This window comes from Pseudomonas sp. B14-6 (genome assembly GCF_013260315.1).
In the GTDB taxonomy this organism is placed as follows: Bacteria; Pseudomonadota; Gammaproteobacteria; order Pseudomonadales; family Pseudomonadaceae; genus Aquipseudomonas; species Aquipseudomonas mandelii.
In genome coordinates this window covers 115,908-141,488 of record NZ_CP053929.1, presented here as the reverse complement: position 1 = coordinate 141,488, position 25,581 = coordinate 115,908, and the positions used below count along the sequence as shown (strand labels likewise).

The 25,581-nt window shown below is 59.4% G+C and carries 18 protein-coding genes; 12 read left to right on the top strand and 6 right to left on the bottom strand.

The window, feature by feature from the left end:
• Positions 1-192 precede the first annotated feature (192 nt).
• The 3 genes from HP062_RS00585 to HP062_RS00575 all read right to left on the bottom strand — a co-directional run bounded on the left by HP062_RS00585 (position 193) and on the right by HP062_RS00575 (position 6,312).
• Positions 193-3,861, bottom strand: coding sequence for a translocation/assembly module TamB domain-containing protein (locus tag HP062_RS00585; RefSeq protein WP_172790598.1), 3,669 nt, complete (start codon positions 3,859-3,861; stop codon positions 193-195).
• A complete protein-coding gene (locus tag HP062_RS00580) occupies positions 3,858-5,585 on the bottom strand; it encodes an autotransporter assembly complex family protein (RefSeq protein WP_077749765.1) in 1,728 nt (575 codons plus the stop codon). Before HP062_RS00580 ends, HP062_RS00585 begins: the two co-directional genes overlap by 4 nt.
• A 76-nt stretch (positions 5,586-5,661) precedes the next feature.
• Entirely contained in the window at positions 5,662-6,312 is a 651-nt protein-coding gene (locus tag HP062_RS00575; protein ID WP_172790597.1) for an N-acetyltransferase, read from the bottom strand.
• A gap of 331 nt (positions 6,313-6,643) precedes the next feature.
• Here HP062_RS00575 and xthA point away from each other — a divergent pair, with 331 nt between their 5' ends.
• From xthA to HP062_RS00560, 3 genes are all read left to right on the top strand, one after another.
• Positions 6,644-7,456: an exodeoxyribonuclease III gene (gene xthA, locus HP062_RS00570; protein WP_010458795.1), complete on the top strand. Its 813-nt coding sequence runs from the start codon at positions 6,644-6,646 to the stop codon at positions 7,454-7,456.
• Positions 7,457-7,649: 193 nt separating this feature from the next.
• Entirely contained in the window at positions 7,650-8,990 is a 1,341-nt protein-coding gene (locus HP062_RS00565) for a substrate-binding domain-containing protein (protein WP_172790596.1), read from the top strand.
• 140 nt (positions 8,991-9,130) lie between these two features.
• Positions 9,131-10,354: a delta-60 repeat domain-containing protein gene (locus HP062_RS00560; RefSeq protein ID WP_077749763.1), complete on the top strand. Its 1,224-nt coding sequence runs from the start codon at positions 9,131-9,133 to the stop codon at positions 10,352-10,354.
• Positions 10,355-10,424: 70 nt separating this feature from the next.
• On the opposite strand, the gene HP062_RS00555 is transcribed toward HP062_RS00560, so the two are convergent.
• Complete coding sequence (locus HP062_RS00555) at positions 10,425-11,654, bottom strand: acyl-CoA dehydrogenase (RefSeq protein ID WP_077749762.1); 1,230 nt, start codon at positions 11,652-11,654, stop codon at positions 10,425-10,427.
• 153 nt (positions 11,655-11,807) lie between these two features.
• Here HP062_RS00555 and HP062_RS00550 point away from each other — a divergent pair, with 153 nt between their 5' ends.
• From HP062_RS00550 to HP062_RS00540, 3 genes are all read left to right on the top strand, one after another.
• The gene (locus HP062_RS00550) at positions 11,808-12,737 is read left to right on the top strand and encodes a LysR family transcriptional regulator (RefSeq protein WP_008148497.1); all 930 of its coding nucleotides are present in this window, start codon (positions 11,808-11,810) and stop codon (positions 12,735-12,737) included.
• A gap of 201 nt (positions 12,738-12,938) precedes the next feature.
• Complete coding sequence (locus HP062_RS00545; protein ID WP_010458788.1) at positions 12,939-13,340, top strand: MerR family DNA-binding transcriptional regulator; 402 nt, start codon at positions 12,939-12,941, stop codon at positions 13,338-13,340.
• Positions 13,341-13,488: 148 nt separating this feature from the next.
• A complete protein-coding gene (locus tag HP062_RS00540; RefSeq protein ID WP_172790595.1) occupies positions 13,489-14,388 on the top strand; it encodes a hydroxymethylglutaryl-CoA lyase in 900 nt (299 codons plus the stop codon).
• A gap of 610 nt (positions 14,389-14,998) precedes the next feature.
• On the opposite strand, the gene HP062_RS00535 is transcribed toward HP062_RS00540, so the two are convergent.
• Entirely contained in the window at positions 14,999-16,696 is a 1,698-nt protein-coding gene (locus HP062_RS00535; protein WP_010458784.1) for an AMP-binding protein, read from the bottom strand.
• 293 nt (positions 16,697-16,989) lie between these two features.
• Here HP062_RS00535 and HP062_RS00530 point away from each other — a divergent pair, with 293 nt between their 5' ends.
• The 4 genes from HP062_RS00530 (at position 16,990) to HP062_RS00515 (ending at position 22,759) form a co-directional block, all read left to right on the top strand.
• Positions 16,990-18,153 carry an isovaleryl-CoA dehydrogenase gene (locus HP062_RS00530; protein WP_172790594.1) on the top strand — a complete coding sequence of 388 codons (1,164 nt, stop codon included), beginning with the start codon at positions 16,990-16,992 and terminating at the stop codon, positions 18,151-18,153.
• Between the two features lie 105 nt (positions 18,154-18,258).
• Positions 18,259-19,863 (top strand): carboxyl transferase domain-containing protein, encoded by a 1,605-nt coding sequence (locus HP062_RS00525; protein WP_010458780.1) that lies wholly within the window; start codon positions 18,259-18,261, stop codon positions 19,861-19,863.
• Positions 19,864-19,988: 125 nt separating this feature from the next.
• Positions 19,989-20,804 (top strand): gamma-carboxygeranoyl-CoA hydratase, encoded by an 816-nt coding sequence (locus HP062_RS00520; protein WP_172790593.1) that lies wholly within the window; start codon positions 19,989-19,991, stop codon positions 20,802-20,804.
• Positions 20,804-22,759, top strand: coding sequence for an acetyl/propionyl/methylcrotonyl-CoA carboxylase subunit alpha (locus HP062_RS00515; protein ID WP_010458777.1), 1,956 nt, complete (start codon positions 20,804-20,806; stop codon positions 22,757-22,759). Before HP062_RS00520 ends, HP062_RS00515 begins: the two co-directional genes overlap by 1 nt.
• Before the next feature lie 39 nt (positions 22,760-22,798).
• Here HP062_RS00515 and HP062_RS00510 read toward each other — a convergent pair whose 3' ends face one another.
• The gene (locus tag HP062_RS00510; RefSeq protein WP_077749758.1) at positions 22,799-23,446 is read right to left on the bottom strand and encodes a LexA family transcriptional regulator; all 648 of its coding nucleotides are present in this window, start codon (positions 23,444-23,446) and stop codon (positions 22,799-22,801) included.
• A gap of 129 nt (positions 23,447-23,575) precedes the next feature.
• Between HP062_RS00510 and HP062_RS00505 the strand changes: the two genes are divergently transcribed.
• Together HP062_RS00505 and HP062_RS00500 are read left to right on the top strand one after the other, a co-directional pair.
• On the top strand, positions 23,576-23,914 hold the full coding sequence (locus HP062_RS00505; protein WP_010458773.1) for a DUF6124 family protein: 339 nt from the start codon (positions 23,576-23,578) through the stop codon (positions 23,912-23,914).
• Positions 23,915-24,397: 483 nt separating this feature from the next.
• Positions 24,398-25,549, top strand: coding sequence for a carboxypeptidase family protein (locus HP062_RS00500; RefSeq protein ID WP_172790592.1), 1,152 nt, complete (start codon positions 24,398-24,400; stop codon positions 25,547-25,549).
• Positions 25,550-25,581 lie beyond the last annotated feature (32 nt).

The window sequence follows — 25,581 nt, the reverse complement described above, 5'->3', positions numbered from 1 at the left end:
AGCGAATGTCAACGCAATAGTTAGGAAGCTTTCTATTTAGTCGATAAATGGCTTACGAAAAAAATTGCTTCGGATCGATGACCGCAGCACGCCCATCGCGAGCAGGCTCGCTCCCACAGAGTTCGGTGTGATCTCTGTGGGAGCGCGCCTGCTCGCGATGGCAACGACTCGGTTTGGGAGAAGACGGGGGTTTTAGAAGTCCCGCTTGTAGAAGATGTCCAGCGAACTGGCCACGCCGCCGGCGGCTTCGAGGTAGACCTTTTTGCTCAGTTTGTAGCGCAAGGCAATGGTGTTGGCCGGCTCGAACACGCCCACGCCATAGCGCAGGCTGAGCTTCTCGGAGATATTGCCGCTGGCCACGACGCTGGTGGTATTGCCGCTGCCCTGGGTGTCGAGCTGGAAATCCTGAATCCCCAGGTCGTTGGCCAGTTTGCCGGTCACTCCCGAACTGCCCATCAACCCCAACCCGAGCGCAGCCTGGGCCAGCATGTTGTTGTCTTCACCGTTGGTGCTTAGCGGACGCCCCAGCACCAGATAGGACAACGCCTGCTCCTGACTCATGGCCGGCTCTGAGAAGATCTGCGTGGTCGGTTGTTCGGCGCTGCCGCTGAGGCGAATACCGGCGATCACGTCGTCGGTCCGGCGAATGGCTTCGATGTCCAGGTACGGCTGGTCAATCGGGCCGGCGAACAGCAGCCGAGCACGGCGCACCGTCAGCCGCTGACCGTACGCCCGGTAACGCCCGTCGTTGAGCCAGAGTTCGCCTCGGGTGTCCATGTTGTCGCCAATGTGCACATGCCCTTGCAGGTTGGCGGTCAGGCCAAACCCGGCGAAGCTGAGTTTGTCCTCACCCACCACCACGTCGATGTCCATTTTCATGGCCAGCGGCGGTTTGCCCTCTTCGGTCTGCTGGCCGACGATCACCGTGTCATCGGAAACCTTGACCGTCGACGGCGGCAACTCGCGCACGGTGATTTCGCCCTTGGGCACCCGCACTTTGCCGGCGATCGCCAGTTGCTCGTCTTTTATCGAGATCTTCAGGTCCGGCGCCACTTCGAGCTTGGCATAGGGTTCGACGGTGACGGGCAACTGTGAGCCCTTGAGCGTCAGGTCCACCACCAGCGCCTGGCCCCAGGCGATGTGGCCGTTGAGACTGCCCTGCCCGCTCTTGCCGCTTTTCCAGCCGCCGTTCAACTGCACCGTTTCGCCGGCGATCTGCGCTTGAAGCTGCAAGCCCTGCAACTCCATCGGCAACTCAGGCCCGGACACTTCGCCATCGCTGAGCAACAGATTGCCGTTCACCTGCGGCGCCAGCAGATCGCCGGACAGCGTGCCACTGCCGTTCAAGCGCCCGGTGAGTTTCTCGACCATTGGCACAAATGGCCGCGCCACCGACAGATCCAGGCCACTGAGACGGAACGAGCCGGTGAGCGGTTTGTTTTTCAGCAGCGGATTGATCTGCGCCTGCACCCTCAGTTCGCCGAGCTTGCCGCCGACAAAGTTGAGGTCGGTGTCGATGCGTTTGGGCGTGAGTTTGCTGGTGAGCTTCAGGGTCTGGTACGGGAAGTCCAGCCACTGATCCTTTTCCTTGATGCGCAACGTACCGCCGCTGGCATCGACGCTGATCTGGCCGTTTGGGCCGCTGGCCGGCAGGTCCAGTTGCAGGTCGGCATTGAGCCGGCCCTTCCAGGCGAAATCTTTCGGCAACCATTGCGCGAGGCTTTCGATCGGGAATTGCTTGAGGTGATAACGCAGCTTCGGTTCCGGCATCAGGCGCTGGTCTTCGCCACACAGACTGGCCGGGCCGGACATCCAGCAATGGGCGCCGAAGTTGATCTTGCCGTCCGCCAGCCGTTCAAGTTTCGCCGGGCCTTGCAGCTTCCAGTCCTGACCGCCGGCCTGGATATCACCGCTGGCCAGGCGTCCGCGCCAATTGCCCTGGTCCAGATTACCGTCCAGTCCGAGCGCCAGTTTCAGCTTCGGCCCTTGCAGGTCGAGGGTGAGTTTCTGGTTTTTGATATCGCCCTGGCCGCTGGCGGTCAGCGTGCCCAGCGAGGTGTCGCCGGCCTGGATGCCGCTGCCTTTGAGGTCGATTTTCGCCCGCTGCGCGCCATCGAGGGTCGCGTCCAGGTTCAGGCTTTGCAGGCGATTGTCTTCGAAAGCCAGCTGCGTGCCTTGCAGCCCGAGCTTGCCTTGCGGTGCCTTGAGCGTGCCGGCGACATCAATGCGGCCGTTGAGCTGTCCGCGCAGTTGCGGCCAGAGTTGGGCCAGACGTGGCAGCTTGATGTCGATCTGCCCGGCGAGCTTCTGTTGCAGACTGCCCTTGCCGTTGATGCTGTTGTCACCGAGGCGGATTTGCAGCGCATTGAGGTTCCATTGTTCACCGCCGCCGTCGGCCTTGGCCTGGATCACCGCCGGTTGGCCGCGCAGTTTGCCTTTGAGGTCGAGGTCGGCGTCCAGGCTGAGTTTTTCATTCTTCATCTCGCCTTTGCTGCGCAACGGTCCGGCCAACGTACCCGGTAACTCCGCGACCCAATACGCCGGGTTGATCGCCGACAGATCGAGCGCAGTGTCCCAGCCGATGCCATCGGCAAACTGCAGGTTCAGATGCCCGATGGCTTTGCCCTGCCCGGCTTCGAGTTGAATCTGTTGCAGATAGATTTTCGTCAGGTCGCCGCTGAACGGGCTTTCGAGGCTGAACGCACCTGCCGGGCCATCGAGGGCCGATTTGAAGTGACCGATGTATTTTCCGTCGGTGTAGGAGACTTCACCGTTGAAGCGGCGCAACGCCACTTCTGGCTCGTCGATCAACGGATAGAGACGGTGCCACGGGAAATCCAGCCAGTCGATCTTCGCGTCGGCGCTCAGGCCTTTGCTCCAGTCGAGGTTGCCGGTGAGCTTGAGTGATTGCTTGTCGTTGGCCGTCAGGTCGAGGGCAGCAATCTGCGCGCTGCTGGCATCGACCTTGCCTTGCAGCACCAGCGCCACCGGGCCTTTTTCAGCGGGCAGCGTGGCTTTGCCGAGCAACTGGTAACCGTTTTTCAGGTCGCCGTCACCGGTGAGCTCGAGTTGATTGAGTTGCAAGGTGTCCGGCAGGTCGGCGCTAGGTTTGAAGCCGTCGGCGGTGATCCGTACTTTGGCCGGAAGGTTGTCGACCAACGGTTGCAGCTCGCCGGTCAGTTGGCCATTCAAGTAACCGCTGCTGTCGGCTTTCAGGTTCAGGGTTTTCAGCAGGTCGCCGTCCACCTTCAACGCCAGGCTCCAAGGCTCGGGGGCCGGCAGGGTCAACGTACCTTCAGCCTTGAGCGACCAGTTGCCGCTGGGTTGCAGCAGGCCGGACAGATTCAGGCTGAGTTCGTCACGCTGCAACTTCACCGAATCGATCTGCAAGCCTTGCACCGTCCAGTGCGCGGCCAGCTGCAGGCCTTTGAGTTCTTCGCTGCCGTTGAACAGCAGACTGCCGACTTGCACATCACCCAATTCGATCGCCAGGGGCAAATCCAGATCCGGGAGCGTGATTGGCCCGCCGATGTCTTCTTCGTTGCCCGGCGGGAATTGCAGGCTGACCTGATCGGCCTTCAATTGCTCGATGCACAAGGTCATGCGCATCAGGCACAACGGCGACCAGGCGAATATCGGTTTGCTCAGCTCAACCCGACTGGTGTCCTGCTGCCACACCAGATGATCGGCACTCCACTGCCCGCCCAATCGGCCCTGGAAATTCTCCACGGTCAGGCCCGGCACCCAGCCGAGCGCCCAGCGACTGCCCGCCGCAGTGCCCAGCACCGTGGTCACGGCCAGAACGACCAGCATCAGCAGCGCCGGAATCGCCAGCAGCGTTATTTTCAAACCACGCTTCACAGCTCGGGCCCCATGGAAAAGTGCAGTCGAATGCCGCCGTCGTCGTCCATCGCGTGCGCCAGGTCGAGACGAATCGGCCCCACCGGGGACACCCAGCGCACGCCGATGCCCACGCCGGTCTTGAGGTTCGGCAGTTCGAGTGTATTGAAGGAGTTGCCCTGGTCAACGAAGGTCGCGACCCGCCATTTTTCGGCGACGGAGTATTGATATTCGACGCTGCCGGTGATCATGTAGCGGCCACCGATGCGGTCGCCGTCGGAGTTCTCCGGAGACAGGCTTTGATAGTCGTAGCCGCGCACGCTCTGATCGCCACCGGCGAAAAAGCGCAGCGACGGCGGTATCGATTTGTAGCCGTTGGTGGCGCTGCCGCCGACCTGTACCCGACCGAGGAAACGGTGCTTGTCGAAGACCGTGGTCAAGCCTTTGACCAGCGCCGTGCCGTAGATCAGGTTGTTGTCGGACCCCAAGCCTTCCTTCGCCACTTTGCTCTCGAATTCCAGGCGATAGCCATTGTGCGGGTCGATGCGGTTGTCGCTTTTCAGGTAGGAATAACTGACGCCGGGCATCAGCAGGGTACTGAGTCCGGAGTCATCCCCGAGCCGGTATTCCTCGCGTTGCCACTTGAGCGAGACCACGCGCTGCCAGCCACTGGGCAACTTGCTGTGCCATTCGGGGCCAACCGTCAGGAGTTTGCTCAGGGAGTCCTTGTCGGCGATTTCTTCGTTTTGATAACCGCCGGCAAAACGCAATTTGTCGGTCAGCGGCGGGTCCAGGGGAATGTCGTAGAACACCCCGACGTTCTGCCGTGGCGCCGATATTTCGGTCTCCCAGCCATAGCTGTGCCCTTGCGGGTTGACCCAGTGCCGGGTCCAGTTGGCCTTGACCCGGGGACCGACGTCGGTGGAATAACCCAGCCCCAGGCCCATGGTCCGTGGTTTGCGGGTTTCGAGCTTGACGTCGACCGGGATCACATCGTTCTTGGACGCCGTCGGCGCCGCGTCCACCCGCACGCTTTCGAAATAGCCGCTCGATTGCATCGCCTGATTGAGTTCGGCGATCAGTTCAGAGTCATAGGGTGCGCCTTCCTTGAACGGCACCATGCGCCGCAACAAGTCTTCGTCGAACGGCGTGTCTCCCTCGAAACTGACCTTGCCCAGGGCATAACGCGGGCCGCTGTCATAGACGAGGTCGATGTCGGCGACACCGGCGCGTGGGTCCACCGACAACGTCTGATGCGTGAAGTGGCCGCTGAAGAAACCATAACGCGAGGCCTGATTCTGGATCAGTTTCTTGGCGTCTTCATAACGGCCATGGTTCAGCACCGCGCCGGTTTTCAGCGCAGCGCTTTTGGGGACACGAAAGGATTTGAGCGAGGCCGCCGGGCCGTCGACGCGAATCGTGACATTGCGCAAATGCACCGGCTCGCCAGGATCGATGTTGAGGATCAGGCGCGGCGTCTCGCCGCCCTTCACGTCGCTGTCGATCTGCGGCTGGTAATACCCCAACGCCTGGGCGGCCTTGCGCGCCTGTTCCTCGGCGCCACGACTGAAGCGCAGCAAGGCTTCTTCGTCACGATCGCCGAGGCTGCCGATATAGCCCTCTATATTGGCTTTCAGTTCATCGTTGGACGGTTTGATCCGCACATCCAATTCACTTTGCGCCAGTGCCGCGCAGCTGGTGAACAGCATCAGCACGCCACTGGTAATTCTTCCTGGAAACTTCATAGGCGCGGATGCTATCACGAGCTTGGGAGCGTGATAGAGCCTGGCATGCAGTGAAAGTTCTACCGAAAGTTTACGTTTATGCCGTTGCTGTTTGTAACACCTGGGGATTGGCGTGGAAAAATACGTGTTCGCGGATCGGTCCTACCGCTACCTCGCCGATTTCCTCGTAGCCCTGACGCTTATAGAACTCCAGATAACGAGGATTCCCGGTGTCCAGAATCACACCCTGGGAGGTTTCATCCACGGCACACCAGTTATGCACCGCTTGCAGCAGTTGCTCGCCGAAGTGTTTGCCCTGGAACTGCGGGTGAATCCCCAGCAACGGCAGGACATGCACCGAGTCGGACGGCACACAAGCGGCAACGGCAGCGTGGTAATCGAGGTAACGACGGGTACAACGAAAACCGGCGCTGAGCACCATGCGCAGGCGCCAGGCCCAGCTTTCGGTGATGCCCAATCGACGTTGCGGTGGAGCGATCAGGGCGATGCCGATCAGGCGGTCGTTGACCAGCAGGCCGATGGCCGGCAGATCCTGAAGAAAGTGTTGTTTGACCAGTTCCCGCACGGTCGCTCGCACACGATGCTCATAGCCGGGACGTTCGGCCTCGAACAAATAGCCGAAGGTCGGTTCGTGCCGGTAAGCGTGGTAAAGCAGGGAGCGCGCTTCGTGGGCGTAGCCGCTGTCGAGCATGTGGATATCGGCAATGGCGGTCAAGGTTTCGGGCATAACGGTAGATCTCCCCGGGGCGCTGCTCAAAATGGCGGCGCTCTTATTGGTACGAGCCTTTGGGTGGCAATACAGTTCCCCCACAGGTATAGACCAAGGCGGGCTCTTCATCGACTGGACGGGCCTCATCGCGGGCAAGCCACGCTCCCACAGGTTCTGTGGCGTACACAAAATCTGTGTCCGCTCGAAACCTTGCAGGAGCGTGGCTTGCCCGCGATGAGGCCCTGACTGCCAATACAGATCTGACAGAACACAGTGAATCCCCTCACCCCAACACTGGCCCGATTCCCACAGGTCAGCTAGCATCGCCCTTTTGCCAGGACTGCCGACCATGAAGATCGTCTCCTTCAACATCAACGGGCTGCGCGCTCGCCCGCATCAGCTGGCGGCGCTGATCGACAAGCACCAGCCGGACGTGATCGGGCTGCAGGAAACCAAGGTTCACGACGACCAGTTCCCGCTGGCCGAGGTACAGGCGCTGGGTTATCACGTGTATTTCCACGGGCAGAAAGGCCATTACGGCGTCGCCCTGCTCTCGCGTAAAGAACCGATTGCCCTGCATAAAGGCTTCGCCACCGACGACGAAGAGGCCCAACGACGCTTCATCTGGGGTACGTTCGCCGACGCCAATGGCGTGCCGGTGACCATCATGAACGGCTATTTCCCACAGGGCGAAAGCCGCGATCACCCCACCAAGTTCCCGGCCAAGGAGCGTTTCTACGGCGACCTGCAGCAGTTGCTGGAAAGCCAGTTCAGCAATGAACAGCCGGTGGTGGTGATGGGCGACGTGAACATTTCTCCGGAAGACTGCGACATCGGCATCGGCCCGGACAACATGAAACGCTGGCTGAAAACCGGAAAATGCAGCTTTCTGCCGGAAGAACGCGAGTGGATGGCCCGCTTGAAGAACTGGGGCTTGGTCGACAGTTTCCGTCACTTGAACCCGGACGTGGCCGACCGTTTCAGCTGGTTCGACTACCGCAGCCGCGGTTTTGAAGACGAACCCAAGCGCGGGCTGCGGATTGACCTGATCATGGCGTCCCATGGGTTGTTGCCGCGCGTCAAGGATGCGGGAGTGGACTACGAACTGCGTGGGATGGAAAAACCATCGGATCATGCGCCGATCTGGCTTGAGTTGAGCTGATTCCCCCAGGCTTTACACAGATCAAATTGTGGGAGCGAGCCTGCTCGCGATAGCGGACTTACATTCAATACAAGTGTTGACTGTTAAGCCCTCATCGCGAGCCGGCTCGCTCCCACATCCAGTGACTGTCATCTTTTAGAAATCTAACTGACTTATTCTCCCGGCACTTCCTTTGGCCAAACAAGGTGCCGGCATGACGCTGTGCAGATCGTTCCTGTTGATGCTGTGTGCCTGTTTGCCCTTCACCACCTCAGCGGGCGATCTGCCGACGCCCGAAAACAGCCCCGTCCTGCGCATCCAGGGTTCCAACACCATCGGCGCCGCGTTGGGGCCGGCGCTGGTCGAAGGACTGATGCGCGAACAAGGCTTGCTCAAGGTCCGCAGTGAAGTCCCGGACAAAGCCAACGAACAACGTATCGTCGGCGAAACGGTTCAGGGACGACGGGTGATAGTGGACGTCGCGGCTCATGGTTCCAGCACCGGGTTCAGCGCCCTCAAAACCGCATCCGCCGACCTCGCCGCCTCGTCACGCCCGATCAAGGACAGCGAACGAGTCGAGCTCAAAACCCTGGGCGACTTCAAAAGCCCCGGTGCCGAACAAGTCATCGCCATCGATGGGCTGGCGATCATCCTCCATCCGCAAAATCCGCTGAACCAGCTCAGCACCGACCAATTGGCGCGAATTTTCAGCGGTGAGGCAAAAACATGGGAAGAGCTCGGTGGCAGCGGCGGGACAATTCACCTGTATGCGCGGGATGACCAATCGGGCACCTACGACACCTTCAAGGAATTGGTCCTCAGCCGCCGCGGGAAAACGCTCAACAGCGCCGCGAAACGCTTCGAATCCAGCGAGCAATTGTCCGACGCCGTCAGTCTGGATCGGCAAGGCATCGGTTTTATCGGTTTGCCCTACGTGCGCCAGGCCAAAGCCGTGGCGATTGCCGATGGCCAATCCCAGGCCATGCTGCCGCTCAACAACCTTATTGCCACGGAAGACTATCCGCTGTCCCGGCGACTGTTCTTTTACCTGCCGCCCACCGGGAAAAATCCTTGGGCACAAGCGCTGGTGGCGTTCGCGCAAAGCAGCAAAGGGCAGGAAATCGTCGCAGCCAATGGTTTTATCGCGCAGACCGTCCAGGCCATGACGGTTACGCCGAATGCACTGATGCCCGAGGGATATCAGGCGCTAAGTCGCCACGCCCAGCGGCTGTCGGTGAATTTCCGTTTCGAGGAAGGCAGCGCGACGCTGGACAACAAGGCCCGACAAGACTTGTCGCGGGTGCTCGACTATATAAAGCAGCACGATAAAACCAATCGGCAGGTGACGCTGGTGGGGTTTGGTGATGCCAAGAGCGATCCGGCGCGTGCCGATCTGTTATCGAAACTGCGGGCCATGGCGGTGCGGCGGGAACTGGTGAAAAGCGGCGTGGTGTTTCGCGAGATTCGCGGCTTTGGCGCCGAAATGCCGGTGGCGGCGAATAGCGCGGATGAGGGGCGGATCAAGAATCGGCGGGTAGAGGTTTGGGTTTACTGAAGCGGGCAGGCTTTTCCTCGTCACTAAATTGGCCTGAAAAGACACTAATACTGACATTTCTTACAGGTTTTTTTTATCGAAAGTTATTGCTGAATGGTGACCCCCTTGTTGAGGGTCTATCACCTGAAAGGAATAATGACATGCCAACCGACCCGCAAACTCCAACACCACTCAAATCTGGCGACCGGGATGAAACCTTCGGCTTTCTAGGCACGGTGACTGGCCCTGCAAACGCCATTGCTCATTCGATTGTCTCATCGGACAACGGAATGCTGACTTACGCCATCGAGAACGGCGGAGAATTTCAAATCCATAGGAACCACGTCGACGGCGATCGAGATACTACATTTGGTACTGACGGTATTGTGACAGGACAATTTGAGAGTGGCAGAAGATCCAAACCCTGCCGACTGATACTTCAAGAGCGCAAGATTCTGGTCATCGGCGATATTCTTACTGAGCAAGGAAAACCAGGAGCACCGGCAGTCTTACGACTGAATGATAGTGGGAGCCCTGATCTTGTTTTCGGCACCATACAGTTGCCCTCTCCTGCGTTTTCCTCAAATTACGATTCGACTGAGGGATGCCTGCAGCACGACGGCAAAATCCTCATCCTGACCCAAAAGACGGATGCAATGGGTATCGGCAATTTGGGTCAACTGACACGACTGAAAAAGGATGGCCTGGGCGATGGAAGTGATGGGACTGATCTCGAATTTGGCGAGCAAGGGAAAGTCGAGGTCAGCTTCGGCGAGCACCTTAGTCGAATGATTAACGTGGTTGTGCAACCAGACAGCAAGATCGTTGTTGGGGGTAATTACGTCACGGTGAGCGCTTCCGTCTCCCGAATTGTGTTGGCGCGGTTTGACATTGATGGAGCGCTCGACAAGAGTTTTGGCGACGATGGTTACGTGTGGTTGGGCCCAGTAGATGGCCGACACGAGTTGGGTGAGTTGATCGTTCAGGATGACGGTAAATTGCTTTGCGTGGGTATGACGGGGCATTCCGATGCCCTGGTGATGCGATTTGACGCAAACGGCAAGCCCGACCCAACATTTAACGGAGGTCATGAAGTACTTACGGCGCTAGGTCATCAAAACGCGAGCTGGAGAGCACTGTCGATTCAGCCCAGCGACAAAAAAATCGTCGTGGCAGGCTGGACGCCCGGGTTCCCTTCATCAATGTTTTGGGGACGATTGTTGTCTGACGGTACTTTTGACACTGGCTTTGGTAACGCTGGCTGGATCAAATCATCCGTGCCAGGAATCCCATATTCTGTAGCCATCCAGAACGGTGGGAGAATCATCGTTGCAGGCATAAGGGAAAATGCGCGAATGTCTGTAGTCTGCGGAGTTCAGGGCTGACACAACTTCTCGATGACCGCAGCTTGGACGCCAGCAGTCAAACCAAATCTGCTGGCGTTCCAAGGCTTCGTCAGTGCCCGCTACGCATCATCTCTTTCGGCACGTACTTGCCGATCTCGAACTTGCCGATTGCCGCGCGGTGCACTTCGTCCGGGCCATCGGCCAGGCGCAGGGTGCGTTGCATCGCATACATATAGGCCAGCGGGAAATCGTTGGAAACCCCTGCCCCGCCATGCATCTGGATGGCCCGATCGATCACCCGCAGGGCCACGTTCGGCGCGACGACTTTGATCTGCGCGATCTCGCTCTTCGCCACCTTGTTACCGACGGTGTCCATCATGTACGCCGCTTTCAATGTCAGCAGGCGTGCCATGTCGATTTCCATCCGCGAGTCGGCGATCTTGTCGATGTTGCCGCCCAGGCGTGCCAACGGTTTACCGAACGCGGTGCGGCTCACTGCACGTTTGCACATCAACTCCAGCGCACGCTCGGCCATGCCGATCGAGCGCATGCAGTGGTGAATCCGGCCAGGGCCAAGGCGACCCTGGGCGATTTCGAAGCCGCGTCCCTCGCCCAGCAGGACGTTTTCATACGGCACGCGAACGTTTTCAAACAGCACTTCGGCGTGGCCGTGAGGCGCGTCGTCGTAGCCGAACACCGGCAACGGACGAACGATCTTCACACCCGGGGCATCCACCGGCACCAGGATCATCGAGTGCTGGGCGTGGCGTGGCGCGTCAGGATTGCTCAGGCCCATGAAGATCAGAATCTTGCAGCGCGGGTCGCAGGCGCCTGAGGTCCACCACTTTTTACCGTTGATCACCCACTCGTCGCCGTCACGCACAGCGCGGGCAGCCATGTTGGTGGCGTCGGACGAAGCGACGTCCGGTTCGGTCATGGCGAACGCGGAGCGGATCTCGCCGCGCAGCAGCGGTTCGAGCCAGCGTTGTTTCTGTTCTTCGTTGGCGTAACGCACCAGCACTTCCATGTTGCCGGTGTCCGGTGCGGAGCAGTTGAAGGGCTCAGGACCGAGCAGCGAGCGGCCCATGATTTCCGCCAATGGCGCGTATTCGAGGTTGGTCAGGCCGGCACCGAGTTCGGACTCAGGCAGAAACAGATTCCACAACCCTTCGGCCTTGGCCTTGAGTTTGAGCTCTTCCATGATCGCGGTCGGCTGCCAGCGATCGCCTTCGGCGACCTGGCGCTCGAACACGGCTTCGGCGGGATAAACGTAAGTGTCCATGAACGCGGTCACGCGCTCACGCAGTTCCTGAACCTTGGGCGAATAAGCGAAATCCATGAGCAATTACCTTCTTGGGCAGAGGTTGTTTTAGGTCATGCATCGATGCTAGAACAGCGTTGATAATTTACCTAGCCTATTCTCGGCGTGTATTAACATTCATCACCGATATATGATCGGCTGATTGAGAACCAACAATAAGAGTGCAGCGCAATGAATCTGAGCAAGGTCGACCTCAACCTTTTCATCGTCTTCGACGCGATCTACACCGAAGCCAATTTGACCCGAGCCGGGCAGATTGTCGGCATTACTCAGCCAGCCGTCTCGAACGCTCTGGCCCGCCTGCGCGAGACCTTCAACGACCCGTTGTTCGTGCGCACGGCGCAAGGCATGGTGCCGACACCGATGGCGCAAAACATCATCGGACCGGTGCGTAACGCGCTCTCCCTGCTGCGGGTGTCGGTGCAGGAAAGCCGGATTTTCAACCCGCTGCAAGCGGTCAAGACGTATCGCATCAGCATGACCGACCTGACCGAAGCGGTGATTCTGCCACCGCTGTTCCAGCGCCTGCGCCGCCTGGCGCCGACGGTGATCATCGAAAGTTTTCTGTCCAAGCGCCGCGAGACCACCAAGGAACTGGCGGCCGGGCGTCTCGATTTCGCCGTGGATGCGCCACTCAACACTGACCCGCAGGTGCGTCACGTCAAGTTGATGGAAGACCGCTACGTCTGCGCCATGCGCAAGGGCCATCCGCTGGCGGGCAAGGAGAAATTCACCCTCGATGATTATCTGTCGCTGACGCACATTCATATCTCCAGCCGCCGCAGCGGTCTGGGTCACGTCGACCTGGCCCTGGGGAAAATGGGCATCCAGCGCAAGATTGCCCTGCGCTCCCAGCATTATCTGATGGCGTCCCAGGTGTTGCAGCAGACCGACATGGTCATGACCGTGCCGGAGCGCTTCGCCCGTCGTCATGACCTGTATTCGGTGAACCTGCCGGTCAACGACGTGCCGCCGGTGGAAACGCACCTCTACTGGCACGAAAGCACTGACCAGGACCCGGCCAACCGCTGGATGCGCGAACAGATGATCGAGTTGTGCCAGCAAGTGACGGCGCATGAGAAGAAGCTCGATAAGGTGTAGGGCTTTGGACCGCGTCATCGTTCTTCGCGGGCAAGCCTCGCTCCCACAGGGATCTCTCACCGATGTTGTGTTCCTTGCAGATCCAATGTGGGAGCGAGCCTGCTCGCGAAGAGGCCAGCAAGGACGCCAGCAATTCACGCCCCTTGACGTAAACGTCAACCTGCCATTAGCTTAGCGCCATGACCTTCTTCGAGCGCTTCCATGAGCAGCCAGACCTATAGCATTTCAGACCTCGCCCGCGAGCTCGACATCACCACGCGGGCCATTCGCTTCTATGAAGAGCAAGGCCTGCTCAGCCCTGAGCGCCGTGGCCAGGAACGTGTGTATACGCCCCGTGACAAGGTCAGTCTGAAGCTGATCCTGCGGGGCAAGCGCATTGGATTTTCCTTGGCTGAATGCCGCGAGCTGATCGAACTTTACGACCCCACCGGCGGCAACCAGAAACAGCTGCAAACCATGCTGAGCAAGATCGCCGAGCGCCGCGAACAGCTGGAGCAGCAGATGCTCGACATCGAGCAGATGAAACTGGAACTGGACACCGCGCAGGAGCGCTGCACCCAGGCGCTGGAGCAGACGATCAAGAGCCAGCAACCCGCTCAATAAACATTCCGGATACTTGTAAGAGCGAAGCTTGCTCGCGAAAGCGCCACATCAGTCGACACCAACGTTGAATGACATACCGCGTTCGCGAGCAAGCTTCGCTCCTACGGGATTCGCTGAACATTCAGACAATTACAGCAGGTCGATTCCCATGTCCCTACCCTCTCATGTACGTTTGGTCGAAGTCGGTCCCCGTGATGGCCTGCAGAACGAAGCCCAACCCATCAGCGTTGCGGACAAGGTGCAACTGGTCGACGCGCTGACCGCTGCGGGCCTTGGCTATATTGAAGTCGGCAGTTTCGTTTCACCCAAGTGGGTGCCGCAAATGGCCGGCTCCGCCGACGTCTTTGCGCAAATCCAGCGCAAACCGGGTGTGACCTATGGCGCACTCGCCCCCAACCTGCGCGGGTTTGAGGATGCAATCGCGGCCGGGGTGAAGGAAGTCGCGGTGTTCGCCGCGGCCTCCGAAGCGTTTTCGCAACGCAACATCAATTGCTCGATCAGCGAAAGCCTGGCGCGCTTCGTGCCGATCATGGATGCGGCCAGGCAACACGGCGTCAGCGTGCGTGGCTACGTGTCCTGCGTGCTGGGCTGTCCTTACGAAGGTAACGTCGCTCCCGAACAAGTTGCCCACGTCGCCCGCGAGCTTTACGCGATGGGCTGCTATGAAGTCTCCCTGGGTGACACCATCGGCACCGGCACCGCCGGCGCGACCCGCAAGATGTTCGAGGTGGTGTCGGCCCAAGTGCCGCGTGAAAAACTGGCCGGGCACTTCCACGACACTTATGGCCAGGCCATGGCCAACATCTATGCCAGCCTGCTGGAAGGTATCGCGGTGTTCGACAGCTCCATCGCCGGCCTCGGCGGCTGCCCTTACGCCAAGGGCGCCAGCGGTAACGTCGCCACCGAAGACGTGGTTTACCTGCTCAACGGCCTCGGTATTGAGACCGGCATTGATCTGGACGCTCTGATTTTGGCCGGCCAGCAGATTTGCTCCGTGCTGGGGCGACCGACCGGTTCGCGCGTGGCCAAGGCTCGCAGCGCACAGTGAGGCGTGCGGGTGTTACCGCTGTGTCTGAAACGTGGGGCACAAGCGAGTAACACGGAAACAAATTGTCTGGTTTCATCCGAAGGAAAAATCTCACAAAAAGTTAAATAGCTGATTTATAAGGATTTTTTAAAGTTGGCACGGCTTCTGCTATCTCTACTGCATAACAAGAACAAAAAAAGCGGCAAACCCAATAAAAATAAGACGTAACGACTCTGACATAACAAAAACAACACGGCAGAGACGCAGCTAACAGATTTTTTTGGAGAGGATGTGCTTTTCAGGGTGCTTTTCGGAGTAACCCGCAACCGGGCAGAGAACAATAAAACTACCCTCAGGTAGCTCCCGAACTGGTTGGATCGCTCAGCGAAAAAGTAGATCAGCGCTCAAAAAAATACGTTTGCTCTTGATCCCGGATGGGGATCGACAAAAACAGCGGTAAAGGGTCACGGTCACTAAAAACAACAACAGACCGCCCCTCAATAATAAAAAAAGAGCACGTGCGACGAAAATTAAAGGGGAGCCTCGGCTCCCCTTTGTGCTTTCTGCAATCCAGGTTTTCACCACCGCCCTTGTGGGGGCCAGCCTGCTGGCTCCCACAAGGGCGAATTTGTCAGACCTGCTTTTCGCGCAATTCCTCGATACTGATCTCGCGCATCCGGAATTTCTGGATCTTGCCGGTCACGGTCATCGGAAACTCTTCCACGAACTTGAAGTAACGCGGCGTCTTGAAGTGCGCGATGCGTTCCTTGCACCACGCTTGCAGCTCTTGTTCTGTCGCACTGTGGCCCGGGTGGAATTTGATCCAGGCGACAATCTCTTCGCCATAGCGCGAACACGGAATCCCGATCACTTGCACGTCCGCCACCGCCGGATGGGTGAAAAAGAACTCTTCCAGCTCACGGGGGTAAACATTCTCACCGCCGCGGATGATCATGTCCTTGTTGCGCCCGGCGATGCACACGTAACCCTCGTCGTTCATGCTCGCCAGGTCGCCGGTGTGCATCCAGCCCGCCTGATCGATGGCTTCAGCGGTGCCTTGCGGGTTGTTCCAGTAACCGAGCATCACGCTGTAACCGCGGGTGCAGAGTTCGCCGATGGTGCCACGCGGCACCAGGTTGCCGGCCTCGTCGATGATCTTGCTTTCCAGCTGCGGCTGAGTCCGGCCGACGGTGGTGACGCGCAGTTCCAACTCGTCTGATGGACCGGTCTGCAACGACACGGGGCTGGTTTCCGTCATGCCGTAGGCAATCTGCACTTCGCTCATGTGCATTTCATTGATGACCCGGCGCATGACCTCGATCGGACAGGTCGCCCCGGCCATGATCCCGGTGCGCAGGCTCGACAGATCGAAGTCGGCGCGTTGAGGGTGATCGAGCATGGCGATGAACATGGTCGGCACGCCGTAGAGTGCGGTGGCTTTTTCTTCGGCCACCGTGGTCAGGGTCAGCAGCGGGTCGAACGCATCGTTGGGGTAGATCATGGTGCTGCCGTGGGTGATGCAGCCGAGATTGCCCATGACCATGCCGAAGCAGTGATACAACGGCACCGGGATCACCAGGCGGTCATGGGCCGTCAGCCCGAGGCTTTCGCCGACCATGTACCCGTTGTTGAGAATGTTGTAGTGACTGAGGGTCGCGCCTTTCGGGAAACCGGTGGTGCCGGAGGTGTACTGGATGTTCACCGCCTGATCGAAATGCAGGCTGTCCTGGCGCTCACGCAAGTGTTCGGCGGACACGCTGGCGGCGAGATCGCCCAGTTGCGACCACGGCAGGAAGCCCGACGGGGGTTGTGCATCCAGACTGATGACGCCGCGCAAGTCTGGCAGGCGTTCGCTGTGCAGCTTTCCGATGGATTGCTCCGCCAGCTCAGGCACCAGGCCCTGCAGCATCCCGTGGTAGTCGGAGGTCTTGAACGCACCGGCGCAGACCAGCCATTGGCAGCCGGATTGCTTCAACACGTATTCAAGTTCGGAGCTGCGGTAGGCCGGGTTGATGTTGACCAGGATCACACCGATTTTCGCGCTGGCAAATTGGCTGATGCACCACTGCGCGCAATTCGGTGCCCAGATACCGAGGCGGTCACCGGTCTGCAAGCCGAGCGCCAACAGAGCTCTGGCGTGCAGGTCGACAGCCTCGGCTAATTGCTGCCAGGTGTAGCGCAACTGTTGATGGCGCACGACCAGCGCCTCCCCGGCCGGGTATTGCGCGACGGTGTTGTCGAATGCTTGACCGATGGTCATCGCCAGTAAGGCTTTTTCCTGGGAACCACGGGTATAGCTGCGCTGCGGGCTTGCACTGGGTTGATCCATGACGACCCCTATTGTCTTTATTTGCGGGTGGGCGACCCAACCTGCAGGAGCGAAGCGTGCTCGCGAAGAGGCCAGTACATTCAACACTGATGTCGACTGATCTGACGCTTTCGCGAGCACGCTTCGCTCCTACAGGATTTGCCGCTGTTCGATCTTGAACTGGCCCTACTGTCGCTCAAGTTGACGTTAACGTAAAGGGTGATTGACAGCCATTCGTCACAGGCTTACGTTAACGTAAAGGTGAGAGCCAATTGACGGCCTCACCAACCGACAAAAAAGCCAAAAGGTGACCCATGAGCTACCCATCCCTGAACTTTGCCCTCGGTGAAACCATCGACATGCTGCGCGATCAGGTTCAGTCCTTCGTCGCCAAAGAGATCGCCCCGCGCGCCGCTCAGATCGACATCGACAACCTGTTCCCGGCTGACCTGTGGCGCAAATTCGGCGACATGGGCCTGCTGGGCATTACCGTCGCGGAAGAATATGGCGGTGCTGGCCTGGGCTACCTGGCCCACGTGGTCGCGATGGAAGAAATCAGTCGCGGCTCGGCGTCAGTCGCCTTGTCCTACGGCGCGCACTCCAACCTCTGCGTCAACCAGATCAACCGCAACGGCAATCACGAACAGAAAACCAAGTACCTGCCGAAGCTGATCAGCGGCGAACACATTGGCGCCCTGGCCATGAGCGAACCGAATGCCGGTTCCGACGTGGTGTCGATGAAGCTGCGTGCCGACAAACGTGGCGATCTCTACGTGCTCAACGGCAGCAAGACCTGGATCACCAACGGCCCCGACGCCAACACCTACGTGATCTACGCCAAGACCGACCTGGAAAAAGGCCCCCACGGCATTACCGCGTTCATCGTCGAACGTGATTCGAAAGGCTTCAGCCGCAGCAATAAATTCGACAAGCTCGGCATGCGCGGTTCCAACACCTGCGAGCTGTTCTTCGATGACGTCGAAGTGCCGGAAGAAAACATCCTCGGCGTGCTCAACGGCGGCGTGAAAGTGCTGATGAGCGGCCTCGACTACGAACGCGTCGTGCTGTCCGGCGGCCCGACCGGGATCATGCAGGCCTGCATGGACCTGATCGTTCCCTACATCCACGACCGCAAGCAGTTCGGCCAAAGCATCGGTGAGTTCCAGCTGATCCAGGGCAAAGTCGCCGACATGTACACCCAACTCAATGCCAGCCGCGCTTATCTGTATGCCGTGGCCCAAGCCTGCGAGCGTGGCGAAACCACCCGCAAGGACGCCGCCGGCGTGATCCTCTACAGCGCCGAACGCGCCACGCAAATGGCCCTCGACGCGATCCAGATTCTTGGCGGCAACGGCTACATCAACGAATTCCCGGCCGGTCGTCTGCTGCGTGACGCCAAGCTGTACGAAATCGGCGCTGGCACCAGTGAGATCCGTCGCATGCTGATCGGTCGCGAACTGTTCAACGAAACGAAATAAATTTCGTCAGCGGCAGGCGGCAAGTTTCAAGCTGCAAGAGGACCGTGCTCTTGCTTCAACTTGTAGCTTGTCGCTTGCAACTCGAAGCTGCTACGGAGTAGCCCCATGATTCTGCATACCCAGCTCAACCCCCGTTCGGCGGAGTTCGCGGCCAACAGCGCGGCGATGCTCAAACAGGTCGACGCCCTGCACACCCTGCTCGCCCAAGTGCAGCAAGGTGGCGGTCCGAAGGCGCAAGAACGTCACACCTCGCGGGGCAAATTGCTGCCGCGTGAACGGATCAATCGCCTGCTCGATCCGGGCTCACCGTTTTTAGAGATCAGCCAACTGGCGGCCTACGCGGTCTACGGCGAAGACGTTCCGGCGGCGGGCGTGATTGCCGGGATCGGCCGTGTCGAAGGCGTCGAGTGCATGATCGTCGCCAACGACGCCACAGTGAAAGGTGGCTCGTATTACCCGCTGACGGTGAAAAAACACCTGCGTGCCCAGACCATCGCCCAGCAGAATCGCCTGCCGTGCATCTATCTGGTGGATTCGGGCGGCGCCAACCTGCCGCGTCAGGATGAAGTGTTTCCAGACCGCGAGCACTTCGGACGGATCTTCTTCAACCAGGCCAACATGAGCGCCATGGGCATCCCGCAAATTGCCGTGGTCATGGGCTCCTGCACGGCGGGTGGTGCTTATGTGCCAGCGATGGCTGACGAAGCGATCATGGTGCGCCAGCAGGCCACCATTTTCCTCGCCGGTCCGCCGTTGGTGAAAGCCGCGACCGGCGAAGTGGTCAGCGCCGAAGACCTCGGCGGGGCTGATGTGCATTGCAAGATTTCCGGTGTCGCCGACCACTACGCCGAGAGCGATGAACACGCGCTGGCCATTGCGCGGCGCAGCGTCGCCAACCTCAACTGGCGCAAGCTCGGCGAACTGCAGCAGCGCACACCCATCGCCCCGCTCTACGCCAGCGATGAGCTGTACGGCGTGGTGTCGGCCGACGCCAAGCAACCGTTCGATGTGCGCGAGGTGATCTCGCGGCTGGTCGACGGTTCGGTGTTCGACGAATTCAAGGCGCTGTTCGGGACCACGCTGGTGTGCGGCTTCGCGCATCTGCACGGTTACCCTATCGCGATCCTCGCTAACAACGGCATCCTGTTCGCCGAAGCCGCGCAGAAAGGCGCGCACTTTATCGAACTGGCTTGCCAGCGCGGCATTCCTTTGCTGTTCCTGCAAAACATCACCGGCTTCATGGTCGGCCAGAAATACGAGGCCGGCGGCATCGCCAAGCACGGCGCAAAACTGGTGACCGCCGTGGCGTGTGCCAAGGTGCCGAAATTCACCGTGATCATCGGCGGCAGTTTTGGCGCCGGTAACTATGGCATGTGCGGGCGCGCGTACGATCCGCGCTTCCTGTGGATGTGGCCGAACGCGCGCATCGGCGTGATGGGCGCCGAGCAAGCGGCTGGCGTATTGGTGCAGGTCAAGCGCGAGCAAGCCGAGCGCAGTGGCCAGGGTTTCAGCGCCGAGCAGGAAGCCGAGATCAAGCAACCGATCCTCGATCAATACGAAGAACAGGGCCACCCTTATTACTCCAGCGCACGGCTGTGGGACGACGGCGTCATCGACCCGGCGCAGACCCGCGACGTGCTGGCCCTGGCCTTGTCCGCGTCGCTGAACGCGCCAATCGAACCGAGCCGCTTCGGCGTGTTCCGGATGTGATCCGACCCTGTAGGGGCGAGGTTTTCCCGCGAAGGCATTGGCACATCCAGCATCGATGTGACTGACAAACCGCCTTCGCGGGCAAGCCTCGCTCCCACAGAATAGAGTTGTGGAGACGGACAAACATGAGCGACTTCAACACCCTCGAACTGCTGACCGACCCACGAGGTTTCGCGACCCTGTGGCTCAGCCGTGAAGAAAAGAACAACGCGTTCAACGCCGAGATGATCCGCGAACTGATCCTCGCACTGGACAAAGTATCAACCGATGCCAGCCTGCGGTTTCTGCTGGTGCGCGGCCGCAGCAAGCATTTCAGCGCCGGTGCCGACCTGGCCTGGATGCAGCAATCGGCCGAGCTCGATTACCACACCAACCTCGACGACGCCCGGGAACTGGCGGAATTGATGTACAACCTCGCCAAGCTGAAAATCCCGACCCTGGCCGTGGTGCAAGGCGCGGCCTACGGCGGCGCGCTGGGCCTGATCAGTTGCTGCGACATGGCGATTGGCACCGATGACGCGCAGTTCTGTCTGTCAGAAGTGCGCATCGGCCTGGCGCCGGCGGTGATCAGCCCGTTCGTGGTGCAAGCCATCGGCGAGCGCGCAGCACGCCGTTATGCCCTGACGGCTGAACGTTTCGGCGGGCAACGGGCGCGGGAAATCGGCCTGTTGTCGGAGAGCTATCCGGTCGCTGAGCTGGAGCAGAACGTGGAGAAGTGGATCGACAACCTGCTGCTCAACAGCCCGGCCGCCATGCGCGTCAGCAAGGACTTGCTGCGTGAAGTCGGCAACGGCGCGCTGACCCCGGCGCTGCGCCGTTACACCGAGAATGCCATCGCCCGCATCCGCGTCAGCCCCGAAGGCCAGGAAGGTCTGCGGGCTTTTCTGCAAAAACGTCCGCCGAGCTGGCAAGCACCGACCACCCCCAAGGAGCCGCGTTGATGAGCGCACCTGTGATTACCTCTCTGCTGGTGGCCAACCGTGGCGAAATCGCCTGCCGGGTGATGCGCACCGCCAAGGCGTTGGGCCTGACCACCGTGGCCGTGCACAGCGCCACTGACCGCGACGCCCGGCACAGCCGCGAAGCGGATATCCGCGTCGACCTCGGCGGCAGCAAAGCCGCTGACAGCTATCTGCAAATCGATAAATTGATCGCTGCGGCCAAGGCCAGCGGCGCTCAGGCGATTCACCCCGGTTATGGCTTTTTATCCGAGAACGCCGGGTTCGCCCGCGCCATTGAAGACGCTGGCCTGATCTTCCTCGGCCCGCCCGCCTCGGCCATTGACGCGATGGGCAGCAAGTCGGCCGCCAAAGCCTTGATGGAAACCGCCGGCGTGCCCCTGGTGCCCGGCTACCACGGCGAAGCCCAGGACTTCGATACCTTCCGCGATGCCTGCGAACGCATCGGTTATCCGGTGTTGCTCAAGGCGACAGCGGGTGGCGGCGGCAAAGGCATGAAAGTGGTTGAGGACGTCAGCCAGCTGGCCGAAGCCCTGGCCTCGGCGCAGCGTGAAGCAAAATCCTCGTTTGGCGATTCGCGGATGCTGGTTGAGAAATACCTGCTCAAGCCGCGTCATGTGGAAATCCAGGTGTTCGCCGATCAGCATGGTAACTGCCTGTACCTCAATGAACGTGACTGCTCGATTCAGCGTCGCCATCAGAAAGTCGTCGAAGAAGCGCCCGCTCCCGGCTTGAGTCCGGAACTGCGTCGCGCCATGGGCGAAGCTGCCGTGCGTTCGGCACAGGCCATCGGCTATGTCGGCGCCGGCACCGTGGAGTTTTTGCTGGATTCGCGCGGCGAGTTTTTCTTCATGGAGATGAACACGCGTCTGCAGGTCGAGCACCCGGTCACCGAAGCGATCACCGGCCTCGATCTGGTGGCGTGGCAGATTCGTGTGGCGCGCGGTGAAGCGTTGCCGATGACTCAAGAGCAGGTTCCGTTGATCGGCCATGCAATTGAAGTGCGGCTGTACGCCGAAGACCCGAGCCATGATTTCCTGCCGGCCACCGGGCGCCTGGCGTTGTATCGCGAATCGGCCGAAGGTCCGGGACGTCGGGTCGACAGCGGTGTGGAAGAAGGCGACGAGATCTCGCCGTTCTACGACCCGATGCTCGGCAAGCTGATTGCCTGGGGCGAGGACCGTGAGCAGGCGCGGCTGCGATTGTTGAGCATGCTCGATGAGTTTGCGATCGGCGGGCTGAAGACCAACATCAACTTCCTGCGCCGGATCATCGCTCACCCGGCATTCGCTGCGGCAGAACTGGATACGGGGTTTATTCCGCGTTATCAGGAGCAATTGTTGCCAGAGCCTGCGGACCTCAGTGATGAGTTCTGGCAAGCCGCCGCTCAGGCGTTTGCCCAGAGCCAGCCAGGTTCTCCGCGCGCTGATGACCTGAGCTCGCCTTGGGCTGTGGGCAATGGTTTTCGTGCTGGACTGCCGAGGGAAATCACCCTCCACCTCAGTTGTGAAGGACAGGACCGGGCGCTGACGCTGGGTAACGTTGATGCCCACACCGCACAGCTCAAGGGCGAACAGCTGCTGACCGAGCACAACGGCGTGCGCCGCCAGCACCGGGTCATTCGCCGTGGCGAGGTTGTGTATCTGCAGTGGGAAGGGGAATTGCGCCGCATCGAGGCTTACGACCCGATCAGCGCCGTTGAAGCCAGTCACAGTCATCAGGGTGGGCTCACCGCGCCCATGAACGGCAGCATCGTGCGCGTGCTGGTCGAGGCTGGGCAAACGGTTGAGGCCGGTGCGCAACTGGTGGTGCTGGAAGCGATGAAGATGGAGCACAGCATTCGCGCGCCCCATGCCGGGGTGATCAAGGCGCTGTACTGCCAGGAAGGCGAGATGGTCAGCGAAGGCAGTGCGTTGGTCGAACTGGAAGAAGCGTGAAATGAAGATCGGTCCTACGCATTGCGAGGACCGATCTGATTAGAATTTGGCCGTTGCCTGAACCACCACGCCGAGGATTCGACACTCTTCGGTGAAAAGGGCTTTCGGATATGTCGGATTGAGCGGGACCAGGTAACGCTGCCCGCCCTCTTCGATCAGCTTGCGAAAGATCGCTTCAACACTGCCCGCCCATTGCGCGATCACCAGCTTTCCGGGTTCCGGCACAATGGCCGGGTCCACCAGGATCATCATGCCTTCGGCAATGCTGATTCCGCTGGGCGCAGTCATCGCGTCGCCGACCACCTCGAGCCAGAAGGCTGCGCCCTGAGCGTGGTAATCGGTCAGTTCGAAACGCGGCTTGCCGTAGACCGATAGCTCACCGTCACGCAGCTGCGCAGGCTCGCGCCAGTCACTGACCGGGTAACGGAAGTACGGGTTGTACTTTTGCGTCAGGGGCATCTCGTCGTCCGGTACGACCAAAGGCTCGCGAATGACCATCGCCACTTCCAGAAAATCCATCCCGAGCGCCCGCAAGACACGATTCATGTCTTCGATGCTCGGCTGACGGCGCTTATTCAGCCAGTGACCCACACCGCCCTGGGACATCCCGAGGCGATCGGCGAGTACTTCCTGAGTGACTTTCAACTCACTCATCTTGGCTTTGACCAACTCAATCCATTTATCCATGGGCGGCACGATACGTGGCGGACTCCGGGCAACAAAACACAAATTGTAGTATTTAAATTCTCGTCACAAATACAGTTAGTACTAGGATTGGTTCACGGATCTGAATCTATCACGGAGCTTGCCATCGCCATGACGTTACCCCGCAATGACCTGTCGGATATGCAAATGGACACCACCCTCACCTCGCCCAAAGGCAACGCCGCCGCGCAAAAAGCCTTGGACTATTACTTGAAACCAACTGTGTCAGAAGCGGTGGTCGAGGAGCGATTTTTTGATGTGAACCCTGCGGTCAGCGGTGAAGAAGCGCTGGTGCATGCGTCGGATCTGTTGCGCTGTGCCGCAGCGACCGCCTACGAGTCGGCCAGCAACTTGCACGGCGCAAGTCGGGACCTGGCCTTTTCGACGGTGCATATGATCGATATGGCCAAGGCGATGATTGATCGTTCTTTACAGGGTCAGCGCGTTTGAGCCGGACGCACTTTTGAGGAAAGACGGGAAAGAATTTTCCAATCGCGCAGATAAAATCATTTGACTTGCAAACGAGAATGATTATTATTGCATTCAGCTGGTCGCGAGATCAGTCGATGGACCAAGAGACCTTAGGTCGGTCTCCTGGACTATCTCCTCATCAGGCTAATCACGGTTTTTGACCCGGCTTTTTGCCGGGTCTTTTTTTGCCAGTTATTCTGGCTTTGGCTTCAGGCTAATGAAGTCTTCAGGTGTTGCGAATTCGATTGGCGCGGATGATATCAAAAGAATATCCATTGGCAAGAGAAGCCCGGCATCATTGGCCCAAACTAATGAAAAATAGCGCTTGAGAATCAATCACACAGTCTCTAAGCTGCGTCTGCGTCAAGGAAGACGCCCCCCTTTTACCCCGCAATTTCCCCCGGTTCTTCCCTTCCCAGCGTGTAAAGTAGCAGCCATAAAAATCATATTCAGGAATCGACTATGACCGTGGCTAAATCCTCATTCGACATCAGCGCAAATTTCGACAGCGGCAACATTGAAGTGCTGGACATCAGTAATCCACTTCAAGCCCTGCTGGCCATCAAACCGGACACCCGCAGCCAGCATTTCCAGTGGTTTCATTTCAAGGCCAGCGGTCTGCATGTCGGTCAGGAGCACTGGTTTCGTCTGAACAATGCCAGCAAATCCTCGTACAACAAGGCTTGGGACGGTTATCAGGCGGTGGCGTCCTACGACCACGTCAACTGGTTCCGCGTACCGACCATCTTCGAAGGCGATTGCCTGCGCTTCAGCCTCGAAGCGACGGCCACCCACGCCTGGTTTGCCTACTTCGAACCCTACAGCCGTGGCCGTCACGACTGGTTGATCGAACAGGCGCTGACCAAGGCTGGCACCGAACTGCTCGCCACCGGCAAAAGCGTGGAAGGTCGTGACATCCAGTTACTGCGTAAAGGCAGCGGCGCCGAATGTCAGCGCAAAGTCTGGATGATTGCCCAGCAACACCCCGGCGAACACATGGCCGAATGGTTTATGGAAGGCGTGATCGAACGCCTGGAAAAGCACGACGACCCGGTACTGAACAAACTGCTGGCCAGCGCCGACCTGTACCTGGTGCCGAACATGAACCCGGACGGCGCCTTCCACGGTCACTTGCGCACCAACGCCATGGGCCAGGACCTCAATCGCGCCTGGCAGAGCGCCAGCCAGGACATCAGCCCGGAAGTGCTGTTCGTTCAGCAGCAGATGGAAAAGTACGGCGTCGACTTGTTCCTCGACATTCATGGCGATGAAGAAATCCCCTACGTATTCACCGCCGGTTGCGAAGGCAACCCGGGCTACACGCCGCGGATCGAAAAACTCGAAGAGCATTTCCGCAGCCATCTGAAACACTTGACCAAGGACTTCCAGACCAAGCACGGCTATACCCGCGACGAACCGGGCAAAGCCAACATGACGCTGGCCTGTAACAGTGTCGGTCAGAAATTCGACTGCCTGTCGCTGACCCTGGAGATGCCCTTCAAGGACAACAACGATGCGCCGAACGCCTTGACCGGCTGGTCGGGCAAGCGCTCCAAGCAGTTGGGCAAGGACGTGCTGACGACCGTCGCCGATATGATCGATACCCTGCGCTGATCGCCCACGATGGCTGCATGCCCGGCATGCAG

What these genes read in the sequence shown, in the direction of transcription:
- HP062_RS00580 (WP_077749765.1), bottom strand. Translation starts at nt 5,585, where the DNA reads ATGAAGTTTCCAGGAAGAATTACCAGTGGCGTGCTGATGCTGTTCACC.
- HP062_RS00575 (WP_172790597.1), bottom strand. Translation starts at nt 6,312, where the DNA reads ATGCCCGAAACCTTGACCGCCATTGCCGATATCCACATGCTCGACAGC.
- xthA (WP_010458795.1), top strand. Translation starts at nt 6,644, where the DNA reads ATGAAGATCGTCTCCTTCAACATCAACGGGCTGCGCGCTCGCCCGCAT.
- HP062_RS00565 (WP_172790596.1), top strand. Translation starts at nt 7,650, where the DNA reads ATGACGCTGTGCAGATCGTTCCTGTTGATGCTGTGTGCCTGTTTGCCC.
- HP062_RS00560 (WP_077749763.1), top strand. Translation starts at nt 9,131, where the DNA reads ATGCCAACCGACCCGCAAACTCCAACACCACTCAAATCTGGCGACCGG.
- HP062_RS00555 (WP_077749762.1), bottom strand. Translation starts at nt 11,654, where the DNA reads ATGGATTTCGCTTATTCGCCCAAGGTTCAGGAACTGCGTGAGCGCGTG.
- HP062_RS00550 (WP_008148497.1), top strand. Translation starts at nt 11,808, where the DNA reads ATGAATCTGAGCAAGGTCGACCTCAACCTTTTCATCGTCTTCGACGCG.
- HP062_RS00545 (WP_010458788.1), top strand. Translation starts at nt 12,939, where the DNA reads ATGAGCAGCCAGACCTATAGCATTTCAGACCTCGCCCGCGAGCTCGAC.
- HP062_RS00540 (WP_172790595.1), top strand. Translation starts at nt 13,489, where the DNA reads ATGTCCCTACCCTCTCATGTACGTTTGGTCGAAGTCGGTCCCCGTGAT.
- HP062_RS00535 (WP_010458784.1), bottom strand. Translation starts at nt 16,696, where the DNA reads ATGGATCAACCCAGTGCAAGCCCGCAGCGCAGCTATACCCGTGGTTCC.
- HP062_RS00530 (WP_172790594.1), top strand. Translation starts at nt 16,990, where the DNA reads ATGAGCTACCCATCCCTGAACTTTGCCCTCGGTGAAACCATCGACATG.
- HP062_RS00525 (WP_010458780.1), top strand. Translation starts at nt 18,259, where the DNA reads ATGATTCTGCATACCCAGCTCAACCCCCGTTCGGCGGAGTTCGCGGCC.
- HP062_RS00520 (WP_172790593.1), top strand. Translation starts at nt 19,989, where the DNA reads ATGAGCGACTTCAACACCCTCGAACTGCTGACCGACCCACGAGGTTTC.
- HP062_RS00515 (WP_010458777.1), top strand. Translation starts at nt 20,804, where the DNA reads ATGAGCGCACCTGTGATTACCTCTCTGCTGGTGGCCAACCGTGGCGAA.
- HP062_RS00510 (WP_077749758.1), bottom strand. Translation starts at nt 23,446, where the DNA reads ATGGATAAATGGATTGAGTTGGTCAAAGCCAAGATGAGTGAGTTGAAA.
- HP062_RS00505 (WP_010458773.1), top strand. Translation starts at nt 23,576, where the DNA reads ATGACGTTACCCCGCAATGACCTGTCGGATATGCAAATGGACACCACC.
- HP062_RS00500 (WP_172790592.1), top strand. Translation starts at nt 24,398, where the DNA reads ATGACCGTGGCTAAATCCTCATTCGACATCAGCGCAAATTTCGACAGC.